At 41.9% G+C, this 20061-nt stretch carries 24 protein-coding genes and 2 tRNA genes; 18 read left to right on the top strand and 8 right to left on the bottom strand.

The window, feature by feature from the left end:
• The first annotated feature begins 9 nt into the window (after positions 1 to 9).
• Positions 10 to 789 (top strand): enoyl-ACP reductase FabI, encoded by a 780-nt coding sequence (gene fabI / locus M3221_RS05660; protein WP_251270533.1) that lies wholly within the window; start codon positions 10 to 12, stop codon positions 787 to 789.
• A gap of 68 nt (positions 790 to 857) precedes the next feature.
• A complete protein-coding gene (locus M3221_RS05655) occupies positions 858 to 1265 on the top strand; it encodes a CotO family spore coat protein (protein ID WP_251270532.1) in 408 nt (135 codons plus the stop codon).
• 33 nt (positions 1266 to 1298) lie between these two features.
• Here the strand turns inward: M3221_RS05655 and M3221_RS05650 are convergent, their stop codons facing one another.
• A complete protein-coding gene (locus M3221_RS05650; RefSeq protein ID WP_242232358.1) occupies positions 1299 to 1802 on the bottom strand; it encodes a CotY/CotZ family spore coat protein in 504 nt (167 codons plus the stop codon).
• Between the two features lie 132 nt (positions 1803 to 1934).
• On the opposite strand from M3221_RS05650, the gene M3221_RS05645 reads away from it, so the two are divergent.
• The 5 genes from M3221_RS05645 to M3221_RS05625 all read left to right on the top strand — a co-directional run bounded on the left by M3221_RS05645 (position 1935) and on the right by M3221_RS05625 (position 3627).
• Positions 1935 to 2384 carry a sporulation protein gene (locus tag M3221_RS05645; RefSeq protein ID WP_242232357.1) on the top strand — a complete coding sequence of 150 codons (450 nt, stop codon included), beginning with the start codon at positions 1935 to 1937 and terminating at the stop codon, positions 2382 to 2384.
• A gap of 16 nt (positions 2385 to 2400) precedes the next feature.
• Complete coding sequence (spoVAE, locus tag M3221_RS05640) at positions 2401 to 2757, top strand: stage V sporulation protein AE (RefSeq protein WP_242232356.1); 357 nt, start codon at positions 2401 to 2403, stop codon at positions 2755 to 2757.
• A 68-nt stretch (positions 2758 to 2825) separates the two neighbouring features.
• Positions 2826 to 2939, top strand: coding sequence for a YjcZ family sporulation protein (locus tag M3221_RS05635; RefSeq protein ID WP_285879211.1), 114 nt, complete (start codon positions 2826 to 2828; stop codon positions 2937 to 2939).
• Positions 2940 to 2962: 23 nt separating this feature from the next.
• On the top strand, positions 2963 to 3211 hold the full coding sequence (locus M3221_RS05630) for a stage VI sporulation protein F (protein WP_050182196.1): 249 nt from the start codon (positions 2963 to 2965) through the stop codon (positions 3209 to 3211).
• A gap of 155 nt (positions 3212 to 3366) precedes the next feature.
• Positions 3367 to 3627 (top strand): hypothetical protein, encoded by a 261-nt coding sequence (locus M3221_RS05625; protein ID WP_251270531.1) that lies wholly within the window; start codon positions 3367 to 3369, stop codon positions 3625 to 3627.
• Between the two features lie 68 nt (positions 3628 to 3695).
• Here the strand turns inward: M3221_RS05625 and M3221_RS05620 are convergent, their stop codons facing one another.
• The 3 genes from M3221_RS05620 to M3221_RS05610 form a co-directional block, all read right to left on the bottom strand.
• Positions 3696 to 4124 (bottom strand): GNAT family N-acetyltransferase, encoded by a 429-nt coding sequence (locus tag M3221_RS05620; protein WP_251270530.1) that lies wholly within the window; start codon positions 4122 to 4124, stop codon positions 3696 to 3698.
• A 3-nt stretch (positions 4125 to 4127) separates the two neighbouring features.
• Entirely contained in the window at positions 4128 to 4643 is a 516-nt protein-coding gene (locus M3221_RS05615; RefSeq protein ID WP_251270529.1) for a YjcG family protein, read from the bottom strand.
• 79 nt (positions 4644 to 4722) lie between these two features.
• Positions 4723 to 5436 (bottom strand): alpha/beta hydrolase, encoded by a 714-nt coding sequence (locus M3221_RS05610; RefSeq protein ID WP_251270528.1) that lies wholly within the window; start codon positions 5434 to 5436, stop codon positions 4723 to 4725.
• A gap of 59 nt (positions 5437 to 5495) precedes the next feature.
• Here M3221_RS05610 and M3221_RS05605 point away from each other — a divergent pair, with 59 nt between their 5' ends.
• Entirely contained in the window at positions 5496 to 7217 is a 1722-nt protein-coding gene (locus tag M3221_RS05605; protein ID WP_251270527.1) for an ABC1 kinase family protein, read from the top strand.
• 182 nt (positions 7218 to 7399) lie between these two features.
• Positions 7400 to 7472: transfer RNA gene (locus M3221_RS05600), tRNA-Val, on the top strand.
• 113 nt (positions 7473 to 7585) lie between these two features.
• On the opposite strand, the gene M3221_RS05595 is transcribed toward M3221_RS05600, so the two are convergent.
• Positions 7586 to 8707, bottom strand: coding sequence for a tyrosine-type recombinase/integrase (locus M3221_RS05595; protein ID WP_251270526.1), 1122 nt, complete (start codon positions 8705 to 8707; stop codon positions 7586 to 7588).
• A gap of 786 nt (positions 8708 to 9493) precedes the next feature.
• On the opposite strand from M3221_RS05595, the gene M3221_RS05590 reads away from it, so the two are divergent.
• From M3221_RS05590 to M3221_RS05565, 6 genes are all read left to right on the top strand, one after another.
• Positions 9494 to 10564, top strand: a complete 1071-nt coding sequence (locus M3221_RS05590) for a hypothetical protein (RefSeq protein ID WP_251270525.1) — start codon at positions 9494 to 9496, stop codon at positions 10562 to 10564.
• 496 nt (positions 10565 to 11060) lie between these two features.
• Positions 11061 to 12131: a hypothetical protein gene (locus M3221_RS05585; RefSeq protein ID WP_251270524.1), complete on the top strand. Its 1071-nt coding sequence runs from the start codon at positions 11061 to 11063 to the stop codon at positions 12129 to 12131.
• Between the two features lie 36 nt (positions 12132 to 12167).
• Positions 12168 to 12800, top strand: a complete 633-nt coding sequence (locus M3221_RS05580) for a hypothetical protein (protein ID WP_251270523.1) — start codon at positions 12168 to 12170, stop codon at positions 12798 to 12800.
• Complete coding sequence (locus M3221_RS05575; protein ID WP_251270522.1) at positions 12790 to 13866, top strand: hypothetical protein; 1077 nt, start codon at positions 12790 to 12792, stop codon at positions 13864 to 13866. Before M3221_RS05580 ends, M3221_RS05575 begins: the two co-directional genes overlap by 11 nt.
• A gap of 140 nt (positions 13867 to 14006) precedes the next feature.
• Positions 14007 to 14079 (top strand) — tRNA-OTHER (locus tag M3221_RS05570).
• A 379-nt stretch (positions 14080 to 14458) separates the two neighbouring features.
• Positions 14459 to 14881 carry a hypothetical protein gene (locus tag M3221_RS05565; RefSeq protein WP_251270521.1) on the top strand — a complete coding sequence of 141 codons (423 nt, stop codon included), beginning with the start codon at positions 14459 to 14461 and terminating at the stop codon, positions 14879 to 14881.
• 60 nt (positions 14882 to 14941) lie between these two features.
• Here M3221_RS05565 and M3221_RS05560 read toward each other — a convergent pair whose 3' ends face one another.
• Entirely contained in the window at positions 14942 to 15916 is a 975-nt protein-coding gene (locus M3221_RS05560) for an LLM class flavin-dependent oxidoreductase (RefSeq protein WP_251270520.1), read from the bottom strand.
• Positions 15917 to 16118: 202 nt separating this feature from the next.
• Between M3221_RS05560 and M3221_RS05555 the strand changes: the two genes are divergently transcribed.
• Both M3221_RS05555 and M3221_RS05550 read left to right on the top strand, forming a co-directional pair.
• Positions 16119 to 16283 (top strand): hypothetical protein, encoded by a 165-nt coding sequence (locus tag M3221_RS05555; RefSeq protein ID WP_251270519.1) that lies wholly within the window; start codon positions 16119 to 16121, stop codon positions 16281 to 16283.
• Positions 16284 to 16304: 21 nt separating this feature from the next.
• Positions 16305 to 17387 (top strand): Nramp family divalent metal transporter, encoded by a 1083-nt coding sequence (locus M3221_RS05550; protein WP_251270518.1) that lies wholly within the window; start codon positions 16305 to 16307, stop codon positions 17385 to 17387.
• A gap of 47 nt (positions 17388 to 17434) precedes the next feature.
• On the opposite strand, the gene M3221_RS05545 is transcribed toward M3221_RS05550, so the two are convergent.
• Positions 17435 to 18436, bottom strand: a complete 1002-nt coding sequence (locus tag M3221_RS05545; RefSeq protein WP_251270517.1) for an LLM class flavin-dependent oxidoreductase — start codon at positions 18434 to 18436, stop codon at positions 17435 to 17437.
• A gap of 117 nt (positions 18437 to 18553) precedes the next feature.
• Positions 18554 to 19675, bottom strand: a complete 1122-nt coding sequence (locus tag M3221_RS05540) for a mandelate racemase/muconate lactonizing enzyme family protein (RefSeq protein WP_251270516.1) — start codon at positions 19673 to 19675, stop codon at positions 18554 to 18556.
• A 33-nt stretch (positions 19676 to 19708) separates the two neighbouring features.
• Here M3221_RS05540 and M3221_RS05535 point away from each other — a divergent pair, with 33 nt between their 5' ends.
• Positions 19709 to 20044 carry a hypothetical protein gene (locus M3221_RS05535; RefSeq protein ID WP_251270515.1) on the top strand — a complete coding sequence of 112 codons (336 nt, stop codon included), beginning with the start codon at positions 19709 to 19711 and terminating at the stop codon, positions 20042 to 20044.
• Positions 20045 to 20061: the final 17 nt, after the last annotated feature.

The raw sequence follows: 20061 nt of genomic DNA, 5'->3' as shown, positions 1-20061 counted from the left end.
AACGGATTTATGCTATTTTCACTTGAAGGAAAAACGTTTGTCGTAATGGGTGTTGCCAACAAGCGCAGCATTGCATGGGGAATTGCCCGCTCTCTGGACGCAGCAGGAGCACGTCTTGTTTTTACTTATGCAGGCGATCGTTTAGAAAAAAACGTTCGTGACCTGGCGGCAACACTTGAAAATCAAAAGGATCCGTTCATTTTACCATGTGATGTAACAGATGATTCCGCGATTGAAGAATGCTTCCGTGCCATTAAAGAAAAAGAAGGCGTCATCCACGGCCTTGCTCATTGTATCGCGTTTGCCAACAAAGAAGACTTAGACGGCGATTTTGTCGATACATCCCGTGATGGCTTTATGCTTGCCCACAACATCAGTGCTTACTCGCTGACAGCGGTAGCAAAATATGCGAAGCCTCTTATGACAGAAGGCGGCAGCATTGTGACACTGACGTACCTCGGCGGTGAGCGCGTAATTACAAACTACAACGTGATGGGTGTCGCAAAAGCGTCCCTTGATGCAAGCGTGCGTTATTTGGCTGCTGATCTTGGCAAAGACGGCATTCGTGTGAACTCGATTTCTGCCGGACCAATTCGTACACTGGCTGCAAAAGGCATTAGTGATTTTAATGAGATGCTGACTCAAATTGAAGAACGAGCACCGCTTCGCCGGACAACAACACAGGAAGAAGTAGGCGATACAGCTGTTTTCTTGTTCAGCGACATGTCCCGTGGTATCACCGGTGAAAACATTCATGTGGATTCCGGCTACCACATTACAGGCAATTAAATAAAAAAACCGTCCATATTGGGCGGTTTTTCTGCATATACTGGACAAAAAAGCGGAGGTGTGTGCATATGAAAAAAACACCTGGTCCCTTGCTTTATATTGGTCAGCCTCATTTGACGCCTATTCAGCCCGTAATGCAGAAAATTGCTAAAGCAGAATCAGAGGGAGAAATTATCGAAGAGGTGAAACAAGAGGCTGAGGAAAAGCAATTGACGCCGCCGGTCCAAAAAAAAGAAGAAAAGTCAGGCGACGGCCGCTTAAAACCATTTCGGGAAATGAGTATAACAGAAAAAGTCGTTTACCTTGCTGAGCGGCGCATTCCGGTTCCGTGCCGCTTTGAGTGGAGCGGTCCTGCGGTTCGGGGGGTTATTCAATCATTTGATGAAACGTACGTATGGATACTTGATGAAGAAAGCCATACACCGGTGCAGGTTCCCATTGCTGACATTGTGTATATCCGTCTCGCTGGAACATAAAAAAAGCCGCCCCGTTAGTGGAGGCGGTAGATTTTAACGGCAGATATCAAGATCAACGTCTTTGATGCACTGAACCGCAATAAATTCATTTAGATCGACCGTTACGCAGCTTCGTGTTTTGTCAAAATTTTCGACTTTGCACACCTGCTTTAAGCTGATGCCTTCGTCGCATGCAAGGTTAACCGGCTCATGATCATCATCAAGCGGCATAAGTACCCGCAGGCGCGCACAGCAGCTGTCAAATACATCTTCTACACGGAAGAAGATGGATACACAGCCGGCGTCACAATCATCAGCTTCATCTGGACTAAAGAAAGCAAAAAACGGCTTTCCTTTTTTTGTTGTCAGCGTAAACACACGTGTATCTGCATTGCGGCGGCGCGGTCCATCCAGGTCGCCCAGCGGCTCAGCGAAGCAGTCTTTGCAATCACGGCACTCTTCATCTTCTCGTGCGTCTTGAATATCACGGATCGCGCGGACAACTTCGCATACACAGCTCTCAAACTTGTCATCATCGCGATGCTTGTGGCATCCCATTGTGCATTCCTCCTTTAATATCGGTACATTATTACAGTATGAATTTCATTCAAAAAGGCATGGACAAATGCCGTGTTGAATGGAATTTTTTTTTTTGTTTCGCACATACTGATCGAAAACGGAGGTGCGGGTATGAAAAAAACAGCGTGCATTTTTTTAGTTCTTTTGCTGGCAGGATGCGGACCCGAGCACGACGGGACGGCGATGATTGAAAAAGCAGATCCCGATGCTGTTCAGCTGGACGGCCATGATGATCAGCTGGCAGCGGAAATAAAAAAGGAAGCAGATTCTTTTGATGAAATTTACGATACAGCCGTTGTAAAAGGCACGAAGCAGCTGCTTGTAGCTTACAAAGTGCGCCATCTGGAGCGGTTTCGGATGAAGCAAATCGAAAAAAACCTGGCTGAACGCATGAAAAAAACGGCAGAAAAAGAAAAAGTAGAAATTGTTGTGTCAAGCGATTATAAAATTTTTCTTGAAGCAGTTCGTTTAAAAGAAGATATGGAAGCGGGACATTTTACAGAAAAAGAAGCGGACAAACGCCTGGCGGAAATTATTAAATTGAAAAAAGAAATGGCGTAGAGAAAGGAAGAAGAAGATGATCGCAATGTTTTTTTGGGCATTTGTCGTCGGCGGGCTTATTTGTGTCATTGGTCAGCTTATGATGGACCTTGGAAAGTTGACACCAGGTCATACGTTGTCGATTCTCGTTTCAGTCGGAGCACTGCTTGCAGGCTTTGATCTTTATGAACCGCTTGTAGGTTTTGCCGGCGCCGGTGCAACAATGCCGATTACAAGCTTTGGCAACTCACTTGTAGAAGGTGCGATGCAGGAAGCGAAGCTCCATGGAGTGGTCGGCGTGCTGACCGGCATGTTTGAAGTGACAAGCTCAGGTATTTCTGCTGCGATCGTGTTTGGATTTATCGGTGCCCTCTTTTTTAAACCAAAAGGGTGAACAGGGCCCATCCCTTTTTGCATCTCTCTCATATGATAAGGAGAGAACAGCGAAAGGGGGAGAAATATATGGCAATGTATGGATGCGGCGGTTACGGTGGCGGTTACGGCGGCTCAAGCACATTTGTATTGATTGTTGTTCTGTTCATTTTGCTCATCATCGTCGGTGCGAGCTTTTATTGATGCATTAGAAGGAGGAGCGGACAATGAACGATAAATTTTTCGGCAATATTGAAAAAAAGACCGGCGTGCGTATGAGCGATGTATTTGCACTCGTCGACTCTCTTCAATATGCTGATTTCAAAGATGAACGGACAATCCGTGCGGTTGTCGCGCAAACAGCCGCGCTTGCCGGAAAAAAAGTACCGAAGCAGGTCGAAGATGAAATCGTCCGCACGATCTTAAAAGACGGCAAAAAGCTCGATATGAATACGATCACAAAGATGATCAAATGAGCCTAGAAAGAGAGCAGCAAAAACGCTGCTCTTTTTCCTATTTATACAGGTCAAACGATCTGTTTCTCAATTAAAGCGTTTGCGTAAGGAATAAATGAGGAAAAAGTGAATATACATGGAGATTAATGAATATTTTATTGAAAGGAGCGAATAACATGGGCTACATTCTTCCAATTCCACAATTCCAATACAATGATTACAGAGAACGGGTTTTAAACGAAGCAACCGCTGGGTATACACCGATTGATCCGACTTCAAAAGTAACGTTTGAAAAAGTGCTGCAAGACCGCACAGAGCCACAGGTCCAGTTAAGCACGGAAGAAATAAGAAGAAAACGGCAAAGCGAGCATGAAGCATTTCGTGTACATATGGCGCAGATCAGTGGAAGAGGTATTGAAATTGACCGTCTTGCATAATGCAGCAGCGTTTACATAAGCGCACAAAAAAGCGTACTCTCTGCATCGAGAACACGCTTTTTTTATGGTTATAGCGATTTTGTCATCGTTTTATGCAAAATGCCTGCATCTAAAAACTCGCCAGATACGACTGTATAGCCGCGCTTTTCGTAAAAGGGAATAGCGTGAAGCTGTGCGTCAAGCTTAAGCGCTGTCAGGCCGGCTACCGATTGAGCATGCTGCTCAATCGCTTCCATAATCAGATTGCCGGCGCCGCGCCCTCTTGCTTCTTTGAGTACACAAATCCGTTCCACTTTTCCAAATTCTCCGACAGTACGAAACCGGCCGGCGCCGCACGGCTTTTGCTCTTCATCATACAAAATAAAATGAACGGCTTCATCTTCTAATTCATCAATTTCAAGTGCAGGCGGAACATTTTGTTCTCCTACGAAAACGGTTGTGCGTACAGAATACGCATCTTCCCGCTGATCAAGATCTGTTGTTTTTACAACATTCACGTTTTATGCATCCTTCCCAAGTAAAAATGTTTCATAAACTGTCCATGAGCCATTCTCAAGCTGATACAGCAAATGAAAACGGTCTGCTTTTTCCGTTAAATCAATCGATTCCATCTGCAGGGCTCCGTATACATCAGAATGTTCATCATTGGACAGCTTCTGGCCGATTGTAATGTGGGGAACAAATCTATACGGCTCTTCACCCGGAAATTCCTCCGTATGGAGCATTTCATATAAAGAAGTGAGTGTATCGTTCGGATCCACTTTAAAATAAATCACGTTATTTACCGGTTCGAACGATTTAACTTTGCTGACGTGATACGAAAACGGCTGATGAAGCGAAGCAACACGGCGCAGCTGCTCTGCAATCTTGCTTATATCCTGTTCATCTGCGTCAAATGGGCTTTTTAGCGTAATATGAGGCGCCACGAGCGCATAATGCGGATCGTACCGTTTCCGGTAACCGTTTACTTTATCCTGCAAAGATTTTGATGGAAAAATGACAACACCGTATTTCATGTTCATTCACTCCTTTAAAATAACCTTTCATCTATTAGTATACCAAACGTTTTCAAAAATGCAGAATGGGAGGCAGGCCTCATTCAAACATTTTTAAAAGCGCGCGTTTCATGTCTTTTTGCCAGTAAGTCCATGTGTGATTACCGGCAAACTCCTCATAAAAATAGTCGGTTCTTTTGCCGGATAGGAGCGAAGAAAGCGCCCGGTTCGGCGTCAGAAAATCCGCCCGTTCGCCGTTTGTCATCAGCACATCTGTTTCTTCAGTGCCGATCACATGATAAAGAGAAGGAAGGGTTTCTGCTGACTCGGCTAGATTCATTACCGTGCTGTCCACAAAAGGCGAATGCATCAGGACGCGCCCGAATAAATCTGGATATTTTAACGCCGCCATAAAGGAAACGGTACCAGCAAGGGAATCGCCCGCGAGCGCACGGCCAAAACGGTTGCCATGCCCCGGAAACTGCTCGTCCAAATAAGGAACAAGTTCATTGGCGAGAAAGCGTATGTATGCGGCTTGCTGCACGCCGTCCGGATGATACTTTTCGCGCCGGTCGTGCTTGTTAAGATAGGGAATGCCGACTATAATCAACGGTTCTATCTCTTCCGCTTCGAGCAGTTCATCGGCCAGGCGCGGAAGCCGTCCAAGCTGAAAGTAGTCTTTGCCGTCCTGGCAGATTAAAAAGGTATACGAAAACATCGGTGAAAAGTCTGCCGGCACGTATACCAAAAAAGAAACGTCTTCTCCTAATTCGGCTGAATGAATAAGGTGATCCTGAATGGTTCCGCGTTTCATGTTAAAACCTCCTGTGAAAAATGCAGTCAGCTTATTGTACCACGATCAAAAGGGAATGAATGTTCTTTTTCAAGCAGAGGCAGCAGCGAGTATGGTATGATGAACAAAATAATGGAAACGAAGAAGGTGACAATGTGGTGAAAATCGGGACGCTCCGGCGCGCTCCAGAAATCGTGGCAGTTTTTGCGAGGCACGGCTTTGCCGGATACATAAAAGATCTTGGGCTGGCGGAAAAAATTCCGTTCACACGCTGGGCCGCCAAAGAGCAAAATGTAAAAGGCGAAGAGCTGCGGCGGGCGCTTGAAGATCTGGGTCCGACTTTTATGAAGCTCGGGCAGTTTTTATCCACGCGAACCGACCTGCTGCCCCCATCCTGGACAGAGCCGCTTGCCAAGCTGCAAAACAGTGCACCGGCGATGCCGTTTGATGATATTCGCAAAATTGTGGAGTTAGAAGCGGGCCAGCCGATTGAAGACTGGCTGTTGTATATAGAAGAAATGCCGCTCGGTGCCGCGTCAATCGGACAGGTACACCGCGCTGCTTTAAAAGATGGAACAGAGGTTGCGATCAAAATTCGCCGGCCGGGCATCGAACCGATGATTCGAAACGACATTTCGATTTTGCGCCAGCTGGCCAGCCTCGCTGAGCGAAACTCCGAGCTTGCGCGGCAGATCAGCTTAAAAGCGATTATTGATGATTTTGCGGCCGCCCTTGGCCGGGAAATGAACTACCGGCTCGAGGCCACCGAGGCGGCGGGAATGCGGGAGTCGATGAAAGACAAGCGTATTTATGTGCCGCGTATTTTCTCGGAATGGACGACCGAGCGAATGCTGGTAATGGAATTTGTGAACGGAAAATCACTGCGGGGCAATGTGATCAAAGAAATGGATGTCGAGCGGCGGCAGGAGCTTGCACGGGCTTTGTCAGAAACTGTGCTGCGCCAGGTATTTATCGATGGCGTATTTCATGCCGACCCGCACCCGGGCAACCTGCTGCTTCTGCACGACGGCCGTCTTGGACTGATTGATTTCGGCAACACCGGCCGGCTGTCAGAGGATATGAGGCATCTGTTATCAGACTGCTTGTTTGCCCTCGCTGACCGCGATGCTGCAGCGCTGTCGATGCTTGTGCTCGAACTTGGTGCGCGAAAACCGATCGAAAGGCGCCAGCTTCAGCGTGACATCAGCCGCTGGATGGCGGGCTACATGGACATTGAACTTGCGGAGGTACAAATGGGCGCCATGCTGCAGGAGCTGTTTGCTGTTGCTGGACGCCATCACATTTCCATTCCAAAAGATTTTGTTCAAGTGGGACAGGCTTTTCTGAAAGTGGAACAAACCGTCATTGCCCTTGATCCGGGCTCAAGCTTATCCGGTATGGTGCGCGATATGGCGAAAGAAGTGCTGTTTGGACGTATTCATCCGAAGGAAATGATACGCGAATCCCGTTCATTTTTACGCTTGTTTAAAATGGCCGCCAACAAGCTGCCGAGTATTTTAAATGAAACGCTGAATGAATGGGAAGGCGGCCAGCCGAAGCTGAAAATGCATGTAACCGCCGATAACAATCTGATGAGGCGCCTTGAGCGGATGGCGTCACTCATTGTCCTCAGCGTGATTATGCTCGCTTTCAGCATTATTATGGCAGGCATTTTCGTTTCCATGGGCAACCAGTCGCCGATTTCCGGAACGAATACGTATATTATCGCGCTCATTACAGCGTTTTTAATGACGGTTCTCTTTATGACCGTGTTGTATCTTATGTGGCGGAAGATTAAATAGAAGAAAGCAGGCCCTTGCCGTTTGACGGAAAAGGGCCCGCTTTTGTAATCAAGACTTGATAGGGGCTATTAGCCGCATACTACATGCATAAAAGAGGAGTAACATAAACTTACATCAATAAAGATACATAAACTTGTTGACATGGAAGACTTTATTGAATAAAATATAAATTGTCAGTAAACGATTCCTTAGCTCAGCTGGGAGAGCGCTACCTTGACAGGGTAGAGGTCGCTGGTTCGAACCCAGTAGGAATCATCAATGTTCAAAACCGTAAATCCTTGATGTATAAGGGTTTGCGGTTTTTTTATTTTGTTCACTTATATCCACTCAGCTTCATTGGTCACATATTTGGTCACAAGGACAAGAAATTAACCGTTGAACAATTTATTTGCTAGACGATTTGATGCTTCTTGCTGCATGTTAGGCAAAACATGCGAGTAGGTATCCAATGTAATTTTTACGCTGCTATGACCTAACCGCTCGGATATTAGTTTAATGTTTTCCCCTTGCTGTAACATCAGACTAGCGTGTGTATGTCTTAAATCGTGGAAGCGGACTTGAGAAAGATTTGCTTTACTAATCAAGTTATTGAATGTACGAAGTAAATTTCTTGGATTGATTGGTTTCCCCTTACGAGTGCAAATAACAAGGTCATGGTCGCTATAAGTATTTCCATAAGCAAGTTTGTTTGCCATATTCTTTTTTCTCTGGTGTTTAAGAGCGGAAAGAGTAGTGGTATCCAAACCGATAGAACGGTTACCAGCCTTGCTCTTAGTTCCTTCCTTAAATCCTTTTCCATCGTGTGTAAGGGTTTGTTTAATCACAAGACATTCGTTTTGAAAATCTACATCTACCCAACGTAAACCTAAGATTTCCCCTTGACGCATACCAGTTGTTACTGCGAGTAAAAAAGCCGTATAGTAAGGACTTGAAGTTGAATGTTTAAGGAATAAAGAAACTTCCTCAACAGTCCAAATTGCATTTTTTTTGGCAAGTGCTTTAGGTTTTTCAATAATTGAAGCCGGATTCTTCTTAATAAGTTCCAATTTCACAGCACTGTTTAAAGAAGCATTGACTACGTTAAAAATTCGCTTTGTAGTAGTTTCTGCTAACCCCTTATTCCTAAGTTCTCCTACGAAGCATTGGATGTGTAAAGGGGTTAGTTTAGCGAGCGGAACCGCTCCTAAATTAGGTAAGATATGTGCCTTTAAATACGAGTTATATGCCTTTAACGTCTGAACACTCAAATCATGTTTCTTTTCCTTTATCCAAGCCTTCATGTAGTCATCATACCGCTGTTTAGAGGGTTCAATATATGCGCGCTCATTCAACTCATTCAATAAGGCAGTCAAAGCTTTTTCTGCTTCTTTTTTAGTTGCAAATCCTCTTTTTTTCTTTTGCTTACGCTTTCCAGTTAGCGGGTCTTTACCAATATCTATTACAAAATCCCATTTGCCTGTTTGTTTATTTTTTTTAATGCTGCCTTTCACAGTAGAACAACCTCCTTAAAAGTTGCTCTTAAGCCTGCTAAAGGTTTCCTATGAATATTTTAACATGCCGAAACGAGAATATAACACTTCTAGCCGCCGAATCATATGAAAAATTTGCTCCGTATGCTTATACAAAAATTGATTTAAAATTTCCTCAAAAGAGAGGATTTTTACGTATGCTTCTACGTATGATAAAACTTTGATTTTATGAATTAAGGGGAGAACAGGAAACAAAAAAATACGAACAGGGGGCTGACACTCTATAAAAAAGTAAAAAAATCACGTTATTATGTTGACAAATTACTTTAAGTATTATATAATATTTACTTTTTCGTTAAATTATGTTATAATACTATTACAAGGTTAAAATATAGCTTAAAGAAATGATATACCTTCTTCTTTTTTTGGCTGATGCGATTAAGTCCTTCGCTACGCTACGGTCTTATTATCGCATTTTGCCGCCCCAAAAAAAGAAGCAAAAAAAGGTCGGCGTTGATGACTTGTTGAGCGTGGGTGGGTGACGGGATAGAAAATCGGTTGAAAGATTGTAACTCGCTTTTGCGACGTTGTTCGCAAAACGAACAACGGGCTTGCGAGTTGGAGTTTGTCACAAGTGGGAATACGTGCAAACTTGTTTGCGCGTATATAGCCTATCAAGAGGGAGTGATTCCATTGTTATAGATGATTTGGAAAAGTAATAAAAATCAATTATTAATTAACTTTAGTTTATTAAATTGATTCTTATTACCTTAAAAAATAAAAATAAAAAGGATTTGAAAGTTAAAAATGAAAACAATTTGGACAAAGAGAGAAGCAGTAATGGAGTTTGGGAATGAAGCGCAGCAGGCACACTTTGATAAGTATGGGAAATTCGCTAGTAAAGGATACGAGGAAGGATTGATGAAAACGATGAATGAAATTTTTGAAAGCGTTTCGATAATCAAAAATCCTAAGGGTCGTGGAAAAGTATATGAAGTCGGTGCCAAGCGGGCTGTACGTGCGGAACGTGAAGATGGACGTAGCAAGAACGGCAGAGAATTACCTTATGAAAATGAAATCAACAGCTTGGTGATTGACTACTTACTGAAAAACAAACTAAACAAACTAATGTCGCTGAACCATTGGATTGTAATCCTTGAACTAGGTGACAAGACATTCACTTCCTCCTATTACAGTGATGTTATAAAAGGCAGATTGTTTAAGGAACTTAAAGAGAAACACGGTGACTTGATTAAAGATAAGGATTACGCCATGTTAGAACATGCTATCTCCACAGAACTGACTACACTTAAAAATAATCTGCGCTCGGTTTTTAATAAACTAGCAAAAGCAAAGATTATCATGCACAAAATTGAATGGTATGGGTGCGTTGTGGATAGTGGAGAACATAGACCTTTAACGAATGACGAGTTTGCGGCAATCGGTGAAATGAAGCGTCACTTGATGATTCTAAATAACATTAGCGCCAGTGACTTGTGGAAGCGTAATGAGAAGAACGTTGAATCATACTGGAAAGCATACAACAAGTGTCTTAGAACAGATTTTGGGCTTAGTTACATATATGAAGCACATGGAGCTGTTGTACAAGTGCCAGATAAGGACATTGACAGATACCTTAACAAGTTGAAAGGAAAAGGTGAATTGGTTTTCTCACATGGATTAGGTGAAAGAGGATTATTAGAATTATTGATTGGGTTTTACAGCAAATACGGTGACAATGCGATAGTCCGTGCAAAAGATAGAGAGAAGAACATAAGTGAAAAATATAATCGCATAAACGAATTGAAAAAGAATGGCGATTACGTAGATATATACGAGAAAATGCTTGAAGTGTTGAAGTTAAGACATAGCGAATAAAAAATTGTACCGATATTGCCATAGTAACAAGTAGGAAAGCAATGAAAGTCCTTTTGCGCTCCAAAATATAAAAACAGAAATCAGTAATTCAGAGTTATCCTTCTAAATAAACCCCAAACATAAACTACATAAAATATCATAGCGGTCATATCCATTCAAACACAAACCGCTTCAAACATGTATCCAAACACAAAATGGAACGCTGCTTTACTAAAACACACGGTTAATAACTTCACTCTCTATATTCATGCTATCTAAATGTGATTGAAGGAGAAGGGGATACTTATCCCCAATTACCTGACTCTACTTCATTAAATTGATAGTAGCACTTTCACGCCCGTAATCAGCTTTAATTTCACGCGCGTATGCTCACCTGCTAAAAGTAGCTTAGAATCCTCTTATGGTTAATTTTTCACGTGAATAAAGTATTTGTAAATTTATGTAGTGAAATGTTACTATTTGTATTATATATCTTTAAAATTGGAAGTGATTCGGAATGAGCGGGATTAATAATAAAGGTATCCTAGAGAAAGCATTCAAAAGATTTAATAAGGGTCAAGTAATTTCATATATTACAGAGAAAAAAGCAGGCTGGGTACTTGATAAAAAAAAGAAAAACAAAGAGGATTTAAAAGATACTTTTTTTGATATGGAAAATATTCTCACTGAGAAGGATTTTCAATATTTAGCTGAAATGAGTGTAATGAAAAAGAAGAAAGGTTTGTCCGCTTATACATATAATTATAAAAATTTGGGCAAGCTGAAGGATAAAGAACTTGAGGAGTTAAAAAGAGAACTTATTAAATCATACCCTCTGGATTCGACGTACGAAATTGTGCTGGCAGACATCGAAATTGAGGAAGAAAATATTATTCTGTCAATAAAAATAAAAGAATATGGTAACTATTGGAGAAGTGGAGTACAGGACTTAGGTTCATTAACTGCATTCTATGATAATAAAGTCACAATAGAAAAGGATACTAAAAAGGTTTCGATTGAATCTGGCGACGATAACCTTGAAGATGTTATCGCTGCCTTTCTAAGTAAGAGGTTAGGATTAATTTTATCACCCTATACTATAGGGATTCTTAATGCTGACTATTCTAATGAAGACAGCGCAACACCAAAAACAATGCTGATTTTTGACTTTATTTATAATAGGTTACCTTCCAAAGGTATAAGTTCAAGCTTTAGTAAGGTAAGTTTTAAAATAAGCAATAGTCATCAAAATGGTGGAGTTCAAGGTGTGTCAGTTCATGGTAATAACATCATTAATTCGGATGAAGCATGTAAGTATATTTCTTTAGGGAACGATATTGTCTCGTTTAAGACAAGCTCTGTCTATGACGGTTCCAAAGTAAACATTGAGTTTAGTTTAAAGGGGAAAGACTTTGATAGGTTGAAAATTGTAATAACTGCTAACAAATCAGAGGAGCTTAAACAAGAAGTTATGGAGCATGTTCAAGAGGAGTACATACTCATGTGTAAGAATGGAATTAAAGATATTAAAAAAACAAGAAAGATTTTAGAGCCTATAATCGAGGCTTTTGTAACTTCTAGGGTGTAAATGGGGCTATTTTATAGGAAAGTAGGTGAATAAATATTGTTGCTTCACAGAGACTGTATTTTTTATAAATATAATGGCGCGCCCGATTGGGGTGATATTAAAAATAAACAAGAGGACAGCTTTTGCTTTTTTAATTTCGAGCCTTATGAAGACGGTATATTGAACGTCAGTTTTGAATGGATAGACCCCATAAAAATACGAGACAAAATTATTGCCTCGGAAAGAAAGAAAATAAGATTTTTTGTTTTTGAAGAGAGCAGAGTAATTTGTATTTTTGGCGGTTCAGAGAGCCATATTGCATATACAATTTCTAAATTATCGGCTTTCTTTCCTATGTCGTTTGAAAAAGTAGAGATATTTGAAGCTTACAAAAAGCAGTTTTTGAACGCGCCTTCTTATAAAGGCTTTACTTTAACAAGTATAGATATTTCAAAGCAGCAATCTGGTTTTGACGATAGCACCTATACAAATATAAAAGTTACTGATATTGAATCAGGTAAGTTAATGAAATATATGAGTTCTTCGGAAACATTAAGTTTGGTTATTCTTTTCGAAGATAAAAAAATATATTTTTCTTTAGATTTATATTCGGTAGCAGCTTTTTTTGAGACTGATGAAGCGGATTCAATTTATGAAGTCTGCAAAAGGATAGTGGTGGATGTTGTTTAAATGGTGGTCAACTCTTTTATTGATAGCTCCTTTTATTTTTATATTAGGGCTATTATTTTTCTGTAAAGACTTACAATCGTTTTTTTTAATAAATGGAAAATTGCCTGATGAAATTACAAATACCTCTGATTTGGTTAGTTGGATGTTTGGCGGAATAATGTCATTACTAGGCTTTATAACATTATTTATTGCTTTTTCATATGAAAATAAACTTTTAACTGCATCAAAAATAAAGCAACAATTATTAAGACCTTATGCGTTAAGTCTTGAAGAGATTATGTTGAATTTTAGCGAATACAAACTTTACCTTTCAAAAGATTTTCTATTAAATTTTATTTATTGGATTTTTGTTATAGTTTCAGCTGTCTCCATTTTTAGTTGGGGAATTATAATTTGCTTCTATACAAACTTTGATTTTGTTTTATCTAGTTCTATTAACTATAAACAAATAATTAATTTAGTAGTATTAGCGATATGGGGGTTGTTATCTTTTGTATTGATAGCTCTTACTATTCTTTTGAATTTAATTCGATTCAATAAAGACCCGTTAGATAAGGGATATTTATTAGATGAAAAACAATTGTCTGATGTTCAAATAATCCTGGAGAAAAAAGGGGATTTACACGAGCTGTTATTTAAAATTGCACCCACTATAACTTTGTTAAAGAATCCTTCACAAGAAAATCATGAATTGAATATTTATTTTCCACTTAAGTTGGCAAATATAAGATTTGTAGCAAAGTTATACAATAATAACATGGAAACCCCAATAAGGATATTTGGTGTTTTAAAAAATATTGATAATATTGGAGAAGGATTTTCGCATATTCTTGCTAGCGAATTAAATTTAGCAAAGACCAATCTCAATGAGCAATCCACAGGCATTATAAAATTTTATGACCAAGATAATAAGATAATTGCTTTACTTAAGTTAAAAGCTCAAAGGGATGCTAATGATATACAGTTTAAAACTATAGGCAAGATAGATTTGAAATTAATAACAAATGATAATGATTATAGAGATATAGAGAACCGCGAGGATGAGTTTGTAGATTACTCTGAATAATTTTTTTAATTATTGAATGGGTATAGATAAGGAAACCTTTATACAATTGGCTTAAGAAGCGAAATTTTTGGTCACAGATTGGTCACGAGCCTGTGACCAATTCGTTAATGTTGGTTGAATAGTTGCGTATTAACCCTTTAGATTCCTTAGCTCAGCATCCACGCCGCTACCTTGACAGGGTAGAGGTCGCTGGTTCGAACCCAGTAGGAATCATAGGAATTAAAAATCCATCCTGTTCAGAAAGCAGGGTGGATTTTTTGTGTTTAAAGGATTTTCTTCTATTCTAATGATCTATTTCATTTATGGAGAAGGAAACGTTTTAAATTCAATCTGCAGGGTACTGTAATCTAAATAAAAAAGATGTTTAAATGCCCTGCTTTTCGCCTCTGTTCCCAAGTTCATTCATTTTTAAAGAAACGTAAAAAATGCTATAATCATAGTGTAAGAGAAAGAATAAATTAAAAGGCGTTTGCCTTCAAAGAAAGGGCTGTCTCAAGCATAACAACTAATTGTATGTTGTCATAAGAAAGATAGGTAAGAGGCAGGATCTACTACAAAATACCATGCTTATGAGCATGAAGGAGATAAAACATTGAAAAAATTTATTACGGCTATACTTGCAGCAGCAATCGCGTTTTCACCGGTTGGAAGTGCGGTTTTTCACGATCAGTCTACAACCGTAGAAGCAAGAGGAAGCAAGGGCGGATTCAAGAGCACAAATGGCAGCGTGAACAGCCCTTCTACTTCAACGTTTCAAAATAAAAAAGCCAATTCAGCAGTGTCTAATAAATCGACTTTTTCTACAAAGAAAAAGAACAGCTTTTTCTCAAGCCGATTAATGAAAGGGCTTATGCTTGGCGGATTGGCAGGCTTAATATTTGGCAGTCTGCTTAGCAGCATGGGAATGCTTGGGTCTATATTAGGACTACTCGTTAATGTGCTCGCGGTTGTCGTGTTAATTGCAATTATCCGCAAGGTCTTCTTTAGAAGAAGAGCAAACCGTTACTATTCATAAAAGAAAGACCCTTCTGTTGTCAGAAGGGTCTTTTTGTTTTAGGAAAAGCAGTCCATTTATTTACAACATCACTTCGGCCAAACGAGCATAAGACTGTACTTTATCCTCAAAGTTGTGCACGTTGGCAATGACCATAAATTCTTCTGTTTGATAGACGTCGCTCAGGGCAAGAAGCTCGTCCCTTACTTTTTGCGGGGTGCCGACAATCATTCGTTTTCGGTTTTCTTTTACTTTTTCTTTATCTGCCTGTGTAACGATTTTTCGTTTGGCTTCTTCAATCGTCGGAATTCTTGTATCGCCTCCTTTTTCAACCGCTAAAAGCCAGGCATCCTGGCTGAGGGCGATTTCATCTGCTTTTTCCTGAGAAGGCGCACATACAACAAAAATACAGACATTTACTTTTGGGTGCTTCAGCAGGGCGGACGGCTGAAAATCGCTTCGATATTGCTTCATGGCTCTTTGGCCATTGTAAGGATTAATAAAATGACCGTATGTAAAAGCGGTTCCGTTTTCGGCAGCGGTCCGTGCACCTCGGTGGGTAATGCCCAGCATCCACATTTCGGGAAGCCCGTTCGTCTTCGGGTAGGCTTTTATCGCTTCATCTCGATCCGTTAAGTAACGCTGCAGGTCTCTTACTTGTCTCGGGAATTCATTTAAGCTCCTCCGCACGCCGTCTGTGAGAGCCAGACGGGTATCGGCAGAACCGCCGGGGGAGCGGCCGATGCCCAAATCAATCCGGTTTGGAAACAGCGCTTCTAACACTTTAAAATTCTCTGCAATCTTATAAGGGCTGTATTGAGGGAGAAGCACGCCGCCTGATCCGACGCGGATCGATTTTGTTTGTGAGGCGATATGCGAAATGAGTATTTCTGGTGCGGATCCCGCCATTCCGTTTGTATTATGGTGTTCTGCTGTCCAAAAGCGGGTATAGCCCATGGCTTCTGCCGACTGCGCCAGCTTCACGGTTTTCTTTAATGCATCCGCTCCCGTTTCGCCGGCCGCAATAACAGACTGGTCCAGTACACTCAGCTTCATTTTATCCCAACCTTTCTAACCGTAAAGCTTTTAGCTTGTTTGATCAAAAGATAGATTATCGAGGGAGAGATGTAAAGAAAAGAGCTTAAAGAAGAGATTATTCAGGAAAATAAAGGTAAAATGAAAGTGATCCATATTTTATGGTTTAGTTTACCAAATTCTTTTGTGTAAACGGTATCAAGTTAAACTAAGGGGGATGACGATGAAACCAGAAAAGCACATACAGACACACGAGGAGTTGAATGGACCTGTAAAAAAGACGCCGGTGATCGGGCCGGGATTGATCGTGGCGGCCACCGGAGTAGGCGCGGGTGATTTAGTGGCAGCACTGATGGCGGGTGCTAATTATGGCCTGGTGTTTCTTTAGGCAATTTTCATCGGTTCTGTTTTGAAGTTTGCCCTAAATGAAGGGGTAGGCCGCTGGCACTTAACAAGTGGAAACACCATATTAGAAGGCTGGCATATGATGGGGAAATGGGCTACTGGCTATTTTGGTGTGTATTCCGTTATTTGGGGGTTTGTATATGGAGCTGCCGGTACAGCATCCTGTGCCCTCGCACTGGCCGCACTTTTTCCTCAGCTTTCTTTAACACAATGGGCCGTTATTCATGGATTAGCCGGTTTTGGCTTGGTTTGGTGGGGGAAATACAAGACATTTGAAAAGGTAATGAACTGGCTGGTTGGCATTATGTTTATTACGGTAGTAGGATCTGCTGTTTTGGTTGTACCTCAGCTTGGTGACATTGTAGATACAGCTGTTCCTACACTTCCAGAAGGATCATTAGTGTATGCGCTCGGGTTAATTGGCGGGGTGGGCGGCTCTCTCACAATGGCTTCTTATGGGTATTGGCTCCAAGAAAATAAATGGCAGGGGCCTTCCTTTATTCGTGCCGTTCGCTATGATTCTGCCGTTGCGTATATTGTAACCGCGCTATTTACCATTGCCCTTCTCCTATTGGGCGCAGGATTGTTATATGGAACAAATGTAAACATTAGCGGTGAAAAAGGATTGATCGATTTTGCTTCTATTCTAGGAAATGAACTGCATCCTGCTGTACGCTATTTATTCCTTATCGGCTTTTGGTCTGCTTCCTTCACCTCCGTTCTTGGAGTGTGGAATGGGGTTCCGTATTTATTTGCTGATTTTATCCGGACCATCCGCCATCAACATATCAGCAAGGAGGATTTGAGTAAAACAAAGGCATATCGTTTTTACGTGCTATGGTTAACCTTTCCGCCGATGCTGCTTCATTTTATCGGAAAGCCGGTTTTTTTAATTATTGCTTACGGGGCGCTGGGGTCGATTTTTATGCCGTTTATGGCGATTACACTGCTTTATTTACTCAACAAGAAAACATACGTAGGGACGATTGACCGCTATCAGCGCTGGTCTAACTTTGCGCTGGGCATTAGCATTTTATTATTTATTGTGCTGACAGTGAATGAACTGAAAAATATCTTTTTCAAATAAAATAAAAAAGCAAGCCTTCTCCTGGAAGAAGAGCTTGCTTTTTTGTTTTATTTCCCATCCGTAATTTCTTTTAAAATTTCATAGGACCGTTTTTGCTTGTCCGGATCGTAAATATAAGAGACGGCCATAATTTCGTCTACATTGTACATATCCTGGAAGCTCGTCAGCTGGTCGCGGACAGATTGCTTGCTTCCCATCAGTGTAACGCTGGACATGGAAGACGCCATTTGTTTTTCTGATTCGCTCCACAGTTCGTCCATATTTTCTACAGGAGGGCTGAGCGGTACGCTGGAGCCGCGTACAACGTTTAAGAAAAATTGCTGCATCGTTGTAGACTCGAACTTGGCTTCCTCATCGCTTTCTGCTGCAATTACGTTCAAGCAGACGATCATATAAGGAGCGTCCAAATAGTCGGATGGCTTAAACCGGTTGCGGTAAATCGCAATGGCTTCTGCCAAGTACCTTGGTGCGAAATGAGCGGCAAAAACATACGGCAGGCCAAGCTCCGCTGCTAAATAAGCGGAATCGGTGGAAGAGCCGAGAATATAAATCGGGATATTGGTACCGGCGCCCGGGTAAGCTTTTACATCGCCTTGCAGCGCGGCCGGGCCAAAGTATGTCAGCAGGCTGTTTACATCCTCTGGGAATGTATAAACCGTATCATGCTGTGATCGTCTTAAAGCGCTGGCTGTTTTCATATCCGTACCTGGTGCACGTCCGAGGCCTAAATCGAGACGGTCGGGATAAATAGTCGCCATCGTGCCGAATTGCTCAGCGACAACGAGAGGTGAATGGTTCGGCAGCATAATACCGCCGGAGCCGACGCGAATATGCTTTGTGTGCTCAAGGGTATGCTTAATTAAAATGGATGTAGCGGAGCTCACAAGAGTAGGTGTATTGTGATGTTCTGCAATCCAGTAGCGGCTGTAGCCCATTTTTTCTGCTGCCTGCGCTAAATCGATCATAGAATCAATCGCTTCTTTTGGCTTTTGTCCTTTGCGGATAGGGGCCAAGTTTAAAACCGATACAGGTATTTGTATATTTGACATTTCATTTTGTCCTTTCTGGATGAAGTTTCTTTTCTATCGTAACAGTCCAAACATCCAAAACAAACTAAAATGCTTAGGGACCCTAAAGGTCTGTTTTCCTATAAAGAAGATAGGTGTTTATTGCCAGTAAGCTGAACCATCCCAAAGGTAAGCCTGGAGCAGGTCCGTATTGATCTCAACTCCAATTCCTATCCCGTCTGGAATCGAAACAGAGCCAGCGGATGGTGTAACAGGCACCAGCTCGGAAAACGGATTTTCCATTACGTCCCACTCAACGGGTTCAATATTTTCCGCGTTCATTTTTGTCCAGGGGGCCAGGCTCGCCTGAGCAAAAAGCGTATACAGCCGTGAAAGCGCACCGTCGTAACTGTGAGGAGATACTCTAACCCCGAAATGCCGGGCAAGCTGCAAAGCATCGCGGAAATCGTCGATACCCGTCCCATGCAGAATATCCGGCTGGATGATATCAAGCGCATTTTCGTTTAAAATCGGTAAAAATTGTTTGGCGCTTTTTATGTTTTCACCGCCTGCAATCGGCACAGAAGAACTGGCACGCAGCAGCTTGTACTCAGGCAGATTGTTCAGCGGCATGGGCTCCTCCAGCCACAAAAGATTGGTCCAATTTGATAGGTAAGGTTCCCATCTGCGTGCTGCTGCCATATCGTAGCTCTGGTTGGCATCCAGAATAAGCGGGATTCGTTCTTCGGTCATTTTTTGCAGAGACTGAATATGTGTAAGGTCGTCTTGAAACGTTCTGCCGCCAATTTTTACTTTTACTGCCCCAAACTCCTTTTGAATCGCTCCTTCTACAAGCTGCAGAGAGTGGCCGACCCAATCGTCCCGGTCTGAATAAGATTGAAAGGAAGCGTACACGGGTATGCGGTCCCGCCATTTTCCTCCCCACAAATCACAAACCGAAAGACGGGCAGATTTTGCGGCTATTTCCGTTAACGCCATACTGACTGCAGCGGCCGCCCGCTTATGCCATTTTTGAATGACGGACACTAACGGCTGGCGATCAGCGGCAGATTTTCCGATTAAGTACGGGATAATTCTTTCTGTAAATCCGACATGCAGGGCAGGCAGCCAGTCGATGCATTCTCCCCAGCCGTCAACACCGGATTTGGTAGTAATGCGGATGAGGTAACACGATCTATATTTCTTAGGGCCATTCGCATCTCCGTAAGGGGCGGCAAGACGATGAAGCAGGGGAAACGTTTCAATTTTTTCGATTTGCATAGCGGACCCACCTTAAAAAGTTTATGATCACGTTTGTACGACGGTTCTATTCTGTACGTTCGTTTTGAATTTATACGCAAGCAGGCGGGCGGAAGAGCGGAAAACGGAGAGAATGTAGAAGCCCTTTTGCAGGAAGCAGCCGTGAAGATAGCGGAGAGGGTGGATGGAATTTTATCTGCGCCTGCTTGGGATATTCGGTTTGTAGATTTGCGCAGCCGGTCGATGGACTTTTTAGTAGAGATTCCGATTACAAGTTTTGAAATCAAGGAGCAGGTGGAAAGCCGTCTCCGTCACTCTATTGTTCAGCTTTTTATGAAAAACGATATTACGCTCGCTTCCCCTATAGTTGATTCAGCGCTTTTTGAATAAGAATGATTTTTTTCTGT

Origin of the sequence: Domibacillus indicus (assembly GCF_023715895.1) — a bacterium.
GTDB lineage: Bacteria > Bacillota > Bacilli > Bacillales > Domibacillaceae > Domibacillus > Domibacillus indicus_A.
The sequence above is the reverse complement of the archived record's forward strand: the minus strand, read 5'-3'. Positions and strand labels throughout refer to the sequence as shown.

Bases quoted from the DNA above. Each gene is read 5' to 3' on its own strand.
- fabI (WP_251270533.1), top strand. From the start codon at position 10: ATGCTATTTTCACTTGAAGGAAAAACGTTTGTCGTAATGGGTGTTGCC.
- M3221_RS05655 (WP_251270532.1), top strand. From the start codon at position 858: ATGAAAAAAACACCTGGTCCCTTGCTTTATATTGGTCAGCCTCATTTG.
- M3221_RS05650 (WP_242232358.1), bottom strand. From the start codon at position 1,802: ATGGGATGCCACAAGCATCGCGATGATGACAAGTTTGAGAGCTGTGTA.
- M3221_RS05645 (WP_242232357.1), top strand. From the start codon at position 1,935: ATGAAAAAAACAGCGTGCATTTTTTTAGTTCTTTTGCTGGCAGGATGC.
- spoVAE (WP_242232356.1), top strand. From the start codon at position 2,401: ATGATCGCAATGTTTTTTTGGGCATTTGTCGTCGGCGGGCTTATTTGT.
- M3221_RS05635 (WP_285879211.1), top strand. From the start codon at position 2,826: ATGGCAATGTATGGATGCGGCGGTTACGGTGGCGGTTACGGCGGCTCA.
- M3221_RS05630 (WP_050182196.1), top strand. From the start codon at position 2,963: ATGAACGATAAATTTTTCGGCAATATTGAAAAAAAGACCGGCGTGCGT.
- M3221_RS05625 (WP_251270531.1), top strand. From the start codon at position 3,367: ATGGGCTACATTCTTCCAATTCCACAATTCCAATACAATGATTACAGA.
- M3221_RS05615 (WP_251270529.1), bottom strand. From the start codon at position 4,643: ATGAAATACGGTGTTGTCATTTTTCCATCAAAATCTTTGCAGGATAAA.
- M3221_RS05610 (WP_251270528.1), bottom strand. From the start codon at position 5,436: ATGAAACGCGGAACCATTCAGGATCACCTTATTCATTCAGCCGAATTA.
- M3221_RS05605 (WP_251270527.1), top strand. From the start codon at position 5,496: ATGTTCTTTTTCAAGCAGAGGCAGCAGCGAGTATGGTATGATGAACAA.
- M3221_RS05590 (WP_251270525.1), top strand. From the start codon at position 9,494: ATGAAAACAATTTGGACAAAGAGAGAAGCAGTAATGGAGTTTGGGAAT.
- M3221_RS05585 (WP_251270524.1), top strand. From the start codon at position 11,061: ATGAGCGGGATTAATAATAAAGGTATCCTAGAGAAAGCATTCAAAAGA.
- M3221_RS05575 (WP_251270522.1), top strand. From the start codon at position 12,790: ATGTTGTTTAAATGGTGGTCAACTCTTTTATTGATAGCTCCTTTTATT.
- M3221_RS05560 (WP_251270520.1), bottom strand. From the start codon at position 15,916: ATGAAGCTGAGTGTACTGGACCAGTCTGTTATTGCGGCCGGCGAAACG.
- M3221_RS05555 (WP_251270519.1), top strand. From the start codon at position 16,119: ATGAAACCAGAAAAGCACATACAGACACACGAGGAGTTGAATGGACCT.
- M3221_RS05545 (WP_251270517.1), bottom strand. From the start codon at position 18,436: ATGTCAAATATACAAATACCTGTATCGGTTTTAAACTTGGCCCCTATC.
- M3221_RS05540 (WP_251270516.1), bottom strand. From the start codon at position 19,675: ATGCAAATCGAAAAAATTGAAACGTTTCCCCTGCTTCATCGTCTTGCC.